Raw genomic sequence first — 10,135 nt, forward strand, 5'->3', positions numbered from 1 at the left:
GTTAAAAAAGCGCGAGTTAATAAAGGTTATGAATGGTTATGCTGGGTTAGCAAGCGCCTTTAACACTGACCAGATAGGGTCTTTAGCATATTCACGTTGCTGTTTATTTAAATACAATTTCCCAGATGACATTAACGATTCAATGCCATTCAATTGTGATTGTAATGCTTGAAGTAACGATGACGTTGATGACATAGAAAACGAACTAGTCCGTAATATTGTTGCGGTAGTTGGCTCTACTATGCTTAGCTTTATTGTCGTGTTATTGTTTACTTCTATCACTTCAAAATAACTAATTAATGCAAGCCGATCTTTTCTTGCTTGTAATGGTAAGACTAACTCTTTTCGTTGCTTTGATAATATGAGTTGAAGACGCTGTTCTTCATTTGCTTGGCTAAGCAAATCATTCCATGTTTGGTAAATACTTAACGCATTCTCAGGCATTTCATTAAGGGGGGTATTACTCCATAGCGCAATCCGATTGTTACTTGTCGCTTTGTCATTATTCGTTGATTGAGTCACGTATATTAATATGATTATTGTCATTAACAGCGCCACAAACGTTATACCGAACACTTTTTTGTTTAACCGAGGAATTTTATCTGTGTGTACGTTGGGTGTCGGTTCAGGAACAAACGTTTGATCGATTGGCATGACCTCTCGCTCAATTAGTAATCGGTACCCTTCCCCCCTTACCGTTTGAATTGAAAGACCTTTTATTGTTGATTGCTCTAGTGACTTTCGTAAAACAAATACTCGCTGTTTTAAAGTGTCAGGACTAATAACAGTGTTAGGCCAAACACTTGTCATGAGCGTTTTATTTGATACAACGAGTTCTAGTGTTTGTGCCAGCGTGAACAGTAATTTAAAACTTAACGGATTTAAAGTCACTGATTGATTATCTTTAGTGACAACATATTTTATTTCGTCAAATTTTATCGTTTTACTCTCTGTCATGAGGGTTAATTCATCCTAAAATAACTCATATTATATGTTTCACTAAAATTGTATCAGCTCATCATCAGTGATGAATACAGTTAGGGTTAGCAATCCTGTTTTTTAGTCGAAACTTTTTTATCTTTAATTCATTAAGGTTTAATATTTCAATTGCTATAAACTTCTTATACCGAATTTGTTATAAATCGGTTAGATTTAAGTACAAGTAAGAATTTCAACCATCTACATTAGCCACCTTTTGGCTGGCCTACTATAGCCGTGGATATCCATATATTTAGAATATCGAACCGTTCAAAATTGGCCACTGGTAAAATGTCTATTTTGTGCAAATGCTGTTAAAAATAGTCCCTGCCGAATTAAAAGTGGACGTTCATCATTGGCTTATTCTGCACGGTCGTTATGCTTGTGTAGCCTGTAAACCTATATGTGGTGCGTGCATCATTGAAAACTTGTGTGAGTATAAAGCTGAGACAGAATAATCTTTGTTTTCTACTTTAAACTTTAGATTCATTCACTCTAGACATATTTTGCTTATCTTCACGCTTCAATTTTCGGTACGCAGATGGACTATAACCCACTAATTTTTTAAACGCAGTATTGAATGTCGATTTTGAATTAAATCCGGCATCGAAGGCAATATTCGTAATTAATTTATCACTATCATCTAAAGCCTTTTTGGCTTCTTCGACTCGAAAACCATTAATAAATTGAAAAAATTTGGTGTTTAAAAATTGAGAGAGTGTTTCTGAAATATGGTTTTCAGTTTCAGATATGCATTCAGATAGATTTTTTAGCGATAAGTCATCTTGCAAAAACAGCTTATCTTTTTTCATTGCATGTTCAAGCTTTGACGCTATAAATTGCATTTTTTCAGTACTAAGTAATGCAGCTCTTGTTTGACTTTGAGACGGCTGACTAGTGTGCGGTATCCCTTTTTCAGAGTCAGTAAGAACTTTTTGGCTTAAAGCCTTATGGATAAAAATAGCCAAAGCTATAACCTCCAATATTGGCAGCACAACACCAGAGCCATACCAGTGTATACCCAAGGCACCGAGTGAAAACTCAATGGCATACAATAACCATGTAGCCCCCCATATAAACAATATGGGCCTAAACCACACCAATGAACTATGCTCTATTTCAGAAAAGCGCTCCATCAATTGTCGACGATGAACGTTATGAAGCTTTAAGGCTGCCACTAAATAAAAAAGCGTATAAAAAATAAAAACTGACGTAGTGAATAAACAGGTAAATACTGCAATTTTCCAAAGGTCAGGATCTCTCGTTGAAGGAGTGGCCAGCGCGAGCTTCTCTGCTGGAGTGATCATAAATATAAAAGGGACCATACCTAATAAAACAATAATAGGACCAGAGAGCGCTAATGTTTTAAGGCTTTTATTGGCGACTTTATCAGCTGACATAGAGGCATGTGCATAATAATATAGAGCAGGCCCAAGTAATACACGAAGCGGAAACTGAAGACCTGCTATACCCGGAGCATAAATATATGCGCCAGAATGAATAAATAGCTCCCCCGCTAAATGCACCATTAATAACAACAGTAAACCTTTCAGAAAAACATTTTGCTTTTGCTTTGGCCTTTTAAGAACATCAAGCAAAGCAATAAGTGTCATTCCTATCATGCTAGAATATAATATTGTCGGTAAAAGGTTAACCATCGAACTTACCTAAGATAAAAGATTTATAATTTCTTTTAATTATAAATCTAAACTCTAACTAACACTACCTATTGTCAACTAAGTAGATTTATACTCACTAGCCTCTCCAGTAATTATTTGTGTCATTAGCTAAGCTAATTCGTAATAAATAATAGGTGAAGTTAAGTACTTTTATTTCGATAAATAACTTCTGTGTTCTCCTAATTCCTTTATCTACTAATGTTGGGTCCATAGGAAAAAATAATACCCACCTTAATTAAATTGAAAATATACTATTTTTTCGGACTATTTTCTAAATTAAAGCCTTTAACAAATAACCAAAATGGTAGTAACAACTCAAATAAAGCCCCTGGAAGGTATAACCATTGTCCGCCCAAATTCATCCCAAAAAAACCAAAAAGTATTTTTAGCAATAAAGCAAAATAGCCAATCATTCCTAACACCGAAAATCCACGCGGTACAAGTCGGTATTGATAAAAGTTTGCGCATAGAACAAAGCCACATATTGCCAAAGGGATCATGCCCATTTGAAAGTCATAATAGCGCTCAGCTCTAAGAACAGTCGCCATAGTGTGCAAGTAATCAACATTACTAACGGTCGTTTCAACGAGCTCCTTACTTATCCTCATCATTGACAATAGAGCGACAGCACCTATTAGTAACATAACTGCTTCAACAAGCCTAAATGCTACATAGCAAACTGCAATACGCTCACTATATTGTTTGATAATGGGGTAAATAATTATTGCCATCCCCACAACAGCCGCTGAATTTATGAACTCTAATAGCACTGCCGTGGTTACCGTAAGCTTATTAGCAAAAAGTTGCTCAAGGTAGTCCGGTGAACTAACCAACTCCGCAATGAGTGAACTAGCCGTCATGTATGAGAATGATGAAATTAGCCATAATACGCCCACTAAACGAGCAGCGGTTAAACTAGACATAATGTGTTTCCTTAAAGTTATAAATATTCAAAGTTATTTCTTACCTTTTTTTGGTTTTTAACATTGATTATCGTTTTATAGTTAGGTTGGGCAATTTAGCCATTTAGGCGCGCGTTGACGACCAAATGGGCCTATTCGAACGTATTATTTATTAAAATTGTTTTTTATTACTTCCTGTAGGTCATTATTATTTAGCCTTTTCAATACTCTATATAAACCGCTACACAACTATTGATGATATATATTTCAATATAGTTAATAAGTAATTGTGAGATGACTAGAATGAAGCACTCTTTGATATAAACTTAGGTCTAATCCAACTAACTATATCTCTCATCTATCAGCACTATCTTTTAGTTGTGCCGACAATCAATGTAAAAAAGTGACCCCAAAATAGTTCAAAGTGATTGTACACGACAGGCTCATTTTACTGGGCCGTTATACCTGCGTTGCACGAAAACCTGAATGCGGCAGCTGTATAATTGAAGACCTGTGTGAGTTTAAAGACAAGACTGAGTAAGCTTCTGTCAACTTGAGTAAATTACAGACTGTCGAATCAGTTGTTTTCTACTAACTTTAAAGGTAGCTTGTAAGGCATTCATAAAAAACATGGACGCACTATGAAAGCTTGTTTTTTCATTTTTCTGCTTTTCTTTTCTATTAGTTGTCTCGCTGTGGTGAAAAGGCATGATATTCCCCCTGAGAATTATGTGTTGAAAGAAGCTCCTGATTTCTTAGTAGATATGCCTCATGAGGGGCATGGCGCTTTAATCAATCCAAGATGGGTTGTAACTGTCGCGCATACCATTTTTTATAATTACACGGGTAAAAGCTTAAAGATTGGATCAAATACATATCAAATTGAAAAAGTGCATATACATCCTGAATTTGAAAAGCTTAGCGAAAGTTTGTTGAAAGGAGATTTAGCGCCTTTAATGAGTTTTTTTAAGGCAAGAAGTGATATTGCATTAATCAAACTATCCTCACCTGTGAACGATGTATTACCGATTGCTCTTTACACAAATGTAAAAGAGCAAGGCAAAACAATTACAGTTTTTGGTAAAGGTGCTACAGGTAATGGGCTTCTTGGCGAGGAGTCTGATACTAAATCTTTGAAACAGCTGAATCACTTCCAGAATATTATCGAAAAAGCAGAAACTAATTGGCTGACATTCAAGTTCAATAAGCCACCGAATGGATTACCTCTAGAGGGAATGCACGGTTCAGGTGATAGTGGTGGAGCTTCTATTATTTATCAAGGTGGTAAGCCCTTTCTTATAGGGCTTTCAAGTTGGCAACTGGCGCATGGTGATATTTCTGATTTTAAGGCGGGGTTATATGGTACAACTGCATATCAAGTGAGGATTTCCAGTTATAGTGAGTGGATTAAGGATGTATTAACTGACGAACCAAACACTGTCAATTAACGTCTGTTTTGGAACAGTAATTAAGTCCGACTTAGAGCGAAAAACGAACGTTTACTGTTTTAACGAATTTATTATTTTTTTAAGGTTAAATCTAGCCCAACTTGTTGTTACTTTTAGGGGGTAATTATTTGTTGATTTATGCTATCTTATAAATGAATATGCATATATATTAACTAGATATAAGGGATTATTCAGTGAGGAAGTACATAACAAGTGTCATTTTTTTATTTCTTGCGGTTACAAAACTTGCATACGCAAGTGAAGCTACATCTTTTATTAATACGCTAAAAACCCACTATCAAAACACATCTTCTATAAAAGCATTTTCTTTAACTCATAGCTATCTAGGGCGAAGTGACCCATTTCAGTCTTGGGACTTTCAAGCACCTACTCGATATAAGGCTTTTAAGGTTACGGATATTGATATTAATAATCAGCATTACTATCAAAATGTAGTTCATCACTTTACTGGCGGCTTATATTTTGACGAAGTACATTTCCAAAATAGTAAAGAAAGTTTGCGTTATGAGCGAAATGGAATTTCTTTAGGGAAAAGTGTAATTGAACAAAACATGAGTAGCTTTAACCGTTATAAAAACCTAACTTTAATGAATTTAGACTTCTTTGCTATCATGCCATTAATTAGCGAAACAAATATCGAAGAAAAAATAGAATTTCAACAAGGCTCCCCATCTGGAAAAGTAACGTTAACTCATCAAACATCCGAAAAAATGACAATAGAATATGTATTTAACACTAAGCCTCTACAGTTAATATCAATCAACAATAAAAATAGAAAACGAATCTATCTATATGATGATTATAGATATTCTAATGGTTACTATTTCGCCCACTCTCTCATTAAAAAATACAGTGGGGATACTACCCCTAGCTTTATAATAAGAATTGAAAATTTTGAAAAGATAAAACTAATTGAAACAGAAAAGCTCAGGCTTCCTAGTGATTACTACAAAAATGTATCAGATAATAGTTCAGCTTTAACAACAACATCTATAACCAAAAACCTTTACCTTGTTACAGACGGTTCAGCTTTAAGAAATATACTGTTTAAAATAAATAATAATAATATTACAGTGTTTGGAGCATCAAAAAACAGTAAATCGTCAAATCAAGTTATCGACGCAATTAAACAACGATTCCCAGATAAAAAAATTACTGCGGTCTTTGTTACTCATCCATATAGCGACCATATTTTAGGTCTTCTACCTTTTGTAGAAAAAGGTGCCAAGATTTATGCAGACGCTTATACTGTTAAAGCAATAAAGGCTTTTCCTCGATTTAATGACGAAATACATAAATTCAACTTTGAAGAGATTAAAAATAGACAGGTTATTAATAATGTACGCTTTTATGTTTTAGAAAATGCGCGTTCAAAACGTCAAAGCTTCGCTTATTTTGAGCAAGATGGCATCGTATATCAAACTGACTTTTTAGAAGTCGCTTTTGATAACACCATTGCTAATATACTGCCAAGTTACAGTAAACAATTTATAGAATTTTTGAGAAGTGAAAAATTGAAAGTTAATCGCATTGTGGGTTTTCATCGAAATAATGATATATCGCCTGAAGTTATGGATAGGTCTTATCAAACCAATACTATGTAATTGAGATGAAAAAAATACCTTACAATTGCTTAAGCGAAAAAATAAAAGTCGGTCATCGCCACGAGATTATAGCTAAATTATTTTTCGCAAAGCAAGGCTTCCAATGTCTGTTTATTGCACAAATCGGCCTTGTGTAATTAGACACATTTTACATGGTCGCTATAGCTGCGTGGCACGTAAACCTAAATGTGACAGCTGTATTATTAAAGACTTGTGTGAGTTTAAAGATAAAACTGAGTAATTATATGGCGAGTACTCTTCGATCAACACGTACAATTTCCTAATGCAGATGCCAAATTTTGACACCTTGCACTTTCTTATATTGCAAATTAATTTAAATAAACGCTTATATCTGCACTTATAATAAAAGTAATTATTGGAACATTTCCAAAGTATTAATTTCACAAGTCTTAATTCATTAGTTATGCTACTGAGCATAATAAAATTATAGTGCGACCCTCTATGTTACCCTTACTTCGTATATTACTGATTGAGCAAGACCCTAGCACCTTAAAAGAACTTTCGACGAATCTGTCAAAAGTTATCCCTAATTTTGAGCGAAACGATATTCATATCGATATTATTGAGTACCTTGAACTTGAACAAGCACTGGAGTGTGTAAAGGATGATGGTGATATTCAGGCCGTTGTACTTAGTTGGGATGTGCAAAATAAGGTTGGTGAACGCACTTATAGTCGTTTTATCGAGCAGCTAAAGGGGATCCGTCTTGAATTACCTGTGTATGTTATTGGTGACGACACAGAGGGGCTAGAAATTGTTAATGAGTCGGAGGAGATTGAGTCATTCTTCTTTAAAGATGAAGTAATCTCAGACCCTGAAGCAATTTTAGGTTATATGATCAATGACTTCGATGACCGCTCAGAAACGCCTTTTTGGACAGCGTACCGCCGTTATGTTGGCGAGTCGAACGATTCATGGCACACACCTGGGCACAGCGGTGGTTCAAGCTTTAGAAATTCTCCCTATATTAAAGATTTTTATCAGTTTTATGGCCGTAATGTGTTTGTGGGCGACTTGTCGGTTTCTGTTGATTCGTTAGGATCATTATCAGATAGCACTAATACCATTGGCCGTGCCCAAGAGTCAGCTGCCGCTACGTTTGAGGTGAAGCACACTTACTTCGTCACTAATGGGTCATCCACTTCAAATAAAATCATCTTGCAGACACTGCTTCGCAAAGGCGATAAAGTGATTATTGACCGTAATTGCCATAAATCTGTGCACTATGGCATTTTGCAATCAGCCAGTTTACCCATTTATTTGTCGAGTATTTTAAACCCTAAATATGGGATTTTTGCGCCACCGTCATTGGCTGATATCAAACAAACAATTGAGCAGAACAGCGATGCGAAATTGCTGGTACTAACAGGGTGTACTTACGATGGCCTACTGAGTGACCTTAAACAGGTAGTCGAGTTTGCTCATCAACATGGTATTAAGGTGTTTATCGACGAAGCGTGGTTTGCTTACTCGCTGTTTCATCCAAGCTTACGTTACTATTCCGCCATTCATGCTGGCGCTGATTATGTAACTCATTCAGCGCATAAAGTGGTATCGGCGTTTTCTCAGGCATCGTATATCCATGTAAACGATCCTGATTTTGATGCTGACTTCTTTCGCGAGATTTACAGTATTTATGCCAGTACATCGCCGAAATATCAGCTTATCGCTTCTCTTGATGTGTGCCAAAAACAATTGGAGATGGAAGGCTATAAGTTACTCAATGCCTTGTTAAATCATGTAGACGAATTTAAGCAACAGATGGCATCACTAAAGCAGATTAAAGTGCTTGGTAAACAAGAGTTTATGGAAATATTCCCGCACTTTAGTGATGATAACATGGGCCACGACCCGCTAAAAATTCTTATCGACATTAGCGAATTACCCTATTCATTAAAAGATATTCATAAGTATCTGCTGGATGAAATTGGCTTAGAAATCGAAAAATACACCCACAGTACTATTTTGGTGTTACTGACTCTTGGCGGCACGCGCTCGAAGATCATTCGTTTATACAATGCGTTGAAAAAACTCGATAGTGGCAAGGTAAAACTAGCCACATCGACACGACGTTCTCGCTTACCGGAGAATTTACCAGCTATAGACTTAGCCTGTATTCCAAGCGAAGCTTTTTATGGCGAGCGCGAATCGGTACCTATTAGCAAAAGTAACAACCGCATTTGCGCCGGTTTAGTTACGCCCTACCCGCCAGGAATTCCGCTTTTGGTTCCGGGGCAACATATTACACAAGAGCATATAGACTATCTGAAGGAGCTTGCAGGACAAGGGTTAACGATTCAGGGCAGTTTTGATGGCGAAATATATGTCCTTAAAGGTAAAGTTGAGAAGTAAAAATATCGCGTAATACAGTTTTATGATTAGGAATTGCTTATAATCGTACTTTACAGATTTCAAAGAATAAATTGAGGTAAATTTAAATGCGTTTACTACATACTATGTTACGGGTTGCTGATCTAGATAAATCAATTGCCTTTTACACTAATGTGCTAGGTATGAAAGAGTTACGTCGTGCTGATAATGAAGAGTATCGCTATACCCTTGCCTTCGTCGGCTACGGTGATGAAACTGATACAACAGTACTTGAACTGACCTATAACTGGGATACTGACAGCTACGATTTAGGTAATGCCTATGGCCATATAGCGATTGAATTTGATGATATTTATAAGGCCTGTGAGGATATCAAAGCAGCTGGCGGTAACGTTAGTCGTGAACCAGGTCCAGTAAAAGGTGGCAAAACGGAAATTGCATTTGTTAAAGACCCTGATGGATATGCAATTGAACTTATTCAGAAAAAATCATAAATAATCATAAATAATCACGGGTAGTATTTTACCCATAAAAAAAGGTGCCTTGAGCACCTTTATCGTAATTGACTATCTTTACTGCCACGGCGATTAAACGCGTTAGCATTACTTGGTAGCCCTTCTAATTCCGCTTGGCATGAAATACAGTAGCGCACGCCTGGTAATGCTAACCTTCTTGCTTGTGGTATTCTCTCGTCACACTCATCACAAAGCTCAGCGCTCGCTCCTGAAATTAGGTTACTTCTTGCGTATTGCACTGCATCATTAACACTTGCATCTATTTGATCTTGAATTGCGCCATCTCGCGCCCATCCACTTGCCATAAATCCTCCTCATTTTTTGGAAGTTTTATGTAGATTAACAAGTAGAATATTTATAAGCCCTGAATAAAAAACACAGATACTTTTAATTAAGTCTTTTGAGGTTGAACAATACTTGAGTGAATATCGTGACTCTAGGCTTTGATAAACCTAAACATTTAATTTAGAGAGGTATTTTATAGACGAACGTAAGAAGTACTTGAACAGAAAATTTTTTATCTTAATAACACATACCTACTTTATAAAAAGTAAGTGGCGTCCCCAAGGGGATTCGAACCCCTGTTACCGCCGTGAAAGGGCGGTGTCCTAGGCCTCTAGACGATGGGGACCATCT

At 36.3% G+C, this 10,135-nt stretch carries 8 protein-coding genes, 1 tRNA gene and 3 pseudogenes; 7 read left to right on the plus strand and 5 right to left on the minus strand.

Annotated features, from left to right (window positions below):
- Positions 1 to 36 precede the first annotated feature (36 nt).
- Entirely contained in the window at positions 37 to 957 is a 921-nt protein-coding gene (locus tag CWB76_RS15120; protein ID WP_138608745.1) for a winged helix-turn-helix domain-containing protein, read from the minus strand.
- A gap of 237 nt (positions 958 to 1,194) precedes the next feature.
- Between CWB76_RS15120 and CWB76_RS20335 the strand changes: the two are divergent.
- Positions 1,195 to 1,436: pseudogene (locus tag CWB76_RS20335) on the plus strand (endonuclease III); the annotation flags it as partial.
- A gap of 15 nt (positions 1,437 to 1,451) precedes the next feature.
- On the opposite strand, the gene CWB76_RS15130 reads toward CWB76_RS20335, so the two are convergent.
- A complete protein-coding gene (locus CWB76_RS15130; RefSeq protein ID WP_138608747.1) occupies positions 1,452 to 2,636 on the minus strand; it encodes a helix-turn-helix domain-containing protein in 1,185 nt (394 codons plus the stop codon).
- A 272-nt stretch (positions 2,637 to 2,908) separates the two neighbouring features.
- Positions 2,909 to 3,580, minus strand: a complete 672-nt coding sequence (locus tag CWB76_RS15135) for a DUF4386 domain-containing protein (RefSeq protein WP_138608749.1) — start codon at positions 3,578 to 3,580, stop codon at positions 2,909 to 2,911.
- Between the two features lie 397 nt (positions 3,581 to 3,977).
- On the opposite strand from CWB76_RS15135, the pseudogene CWB76_RS15140 reads away from it, so the two are divergent.
- The 6 genes and pseudogenes from CWB76_RS15140 to gloA all read left to right on the plus strand — a co-directional run.
- Positions 3,978 to 4,100 (plus strand): annotated as a pseudogene (locus CWB76_RS15140) (iron-sulfur binding domain-containing protein); the annotation flags it as partial.
- Between the two features lie 100 nt (positions 4,101 to 4,200).
- Positions 4,201 to 5,007, plus strand: a complete 807-nt coding sequence (locus CWB76_RS15145; protein ID WP_138608751.1) for a trypsin-like serine protease — start codon at positions 4,201 to 4,203, stop codon at positions 5,005 to 5,007.
- A 194-nt stretch (positions 5,008 to 5,201) separates the two neighbouring features.
- The gene (locus CWB76_RS15150) at positions 5,202 to 6,632 is read left to right on the plus strand and encodes an MBL fold metallo-hydrolase (RefSeq protein ID WP_138608753.1); all 1,431 of its coding nucleotides are present in this window, start codon (positions 5,202 to 5,204) and stop codon (positions 6,630 to 6,632) included.
- 145 nt (positions 6,633 to 6,777) lie between these two features.
- Positions 6,778 to 6,873 (plus strand): annotated as a pseudogene (locus tag CWB76_RS15155) (iron-sulfur binding domain-containing protein); the annotation flags it as partial.
- Between the two features lie 221 nt (positions 6,874 to 7,094).
- The gene (locus CWB76_RS15160) at positions 7,095 to 9,005 is read left to right on the plus strand and encodes an aminotransferase class I/II-fold pyridoxal phosphate-dependent enzyme (protein WP_138608755.1); all 1,911 of its coding nucleotides are present in this window, start codon (positions 7,095 to 7,097) and stop codon (positions 9,003 to 9,005) included.
- Between the two features lie 86 nt (positions 9,006 to 9,091).
- Positions 9,092 to 9,478 (plus strand): lactoylglutathione lyase, encoded by a 387-nt coding sequence (gloA, locus tag CWB76_RS15165; RefSeq protein WP_138608757.1) that lies wholly within the window; start codon positions 9,092 to 9,094, stop codon positions 9,476 to 9,478.
- 59 nt (positions 9,479 to 9,537) lie between these two features.
- On the opposite strand, the gene CWB76_RS15170 is transcribed toward gloA, so the two are convergent.
- Positions 9,538 to 9,804 (minus strand): DksA/TraR family C4-type zinc finger protein, encoded by a 267-nt coding sequence (locus CWB76_RS15170; RefSeq protein WP_055013360.1) that lies wholly within the window; start codon positions 9,802 to 9,804, stop codon positions 9,538 to 9,540.
- A gap of 250 nt (positions 9,805 to 10,054) precedes the next feature.
- A tRNA-Glu gene (locus CWB76_RS15175) sits at positions 10,055 to 10,130 on the minus strand.
- Positions 10,131 to 10,135 lie beyond the last annotated feature (5 nt).

Source organism: Pseudoalteromonas sp. S1609 (assembly GCF_005887255.1).
Taxonomy (GTDB): domain Bacteria; phylum Pseudomonadota; class Gammaproteobacteria; order Enterobacterales; family Alteromonadaceae; genus Pseudoalteromonas.

Coding starts and splice junctions, on each gene's coding strand:
- CWB76_RS15120 (WP_138608745.1), bottom strand. CDS start 957: ATGACAGAGAGTAAAACGATAAAATTTGACGAAATAAAATATGTTGTC.
- CWB76_RS15130 (WP_138608747.1), bottom strand. CDS start 2,636: ATGGTTAACCTTTTACCGACAATATTATATTCTAGCATGATAGGAATG.
- CWB76_RS15135 (WP_138608749.1), bottom strand. CDS start 3,580: ATGTCTAGTTTAACCGCTGCTCGTTTAGTGGGCGTATTATGGCTAATT.
- CWB76_RS15145 (WP_138608751.1), top strand. CDS start 4,201: ATGAAAGCTTGTTTTTTCATTTTTCTGCTTTTCTTTTCTATTAGTTGT.
- CWB76_RS15160 (WP_138608755.1), top strand. CDS start 7,095: ATGTTACCCTTACTTCGTATATTACTGATTGAGCAAGACCCTAGCACC.
- gloA (WP_138608757.1), top strand. CDS start 9,092: ATGCGTTTACTACATACTATGTTACGGGTTGCTGATCTAGATAAATCA.
- CWB76_RS15170 (WP_055013360.1), bottom strand. CDS start 9,804: ATGGCAAGTGGATGGGCGCGAGATGGCGCAATTCAAGATCAAATAGAT.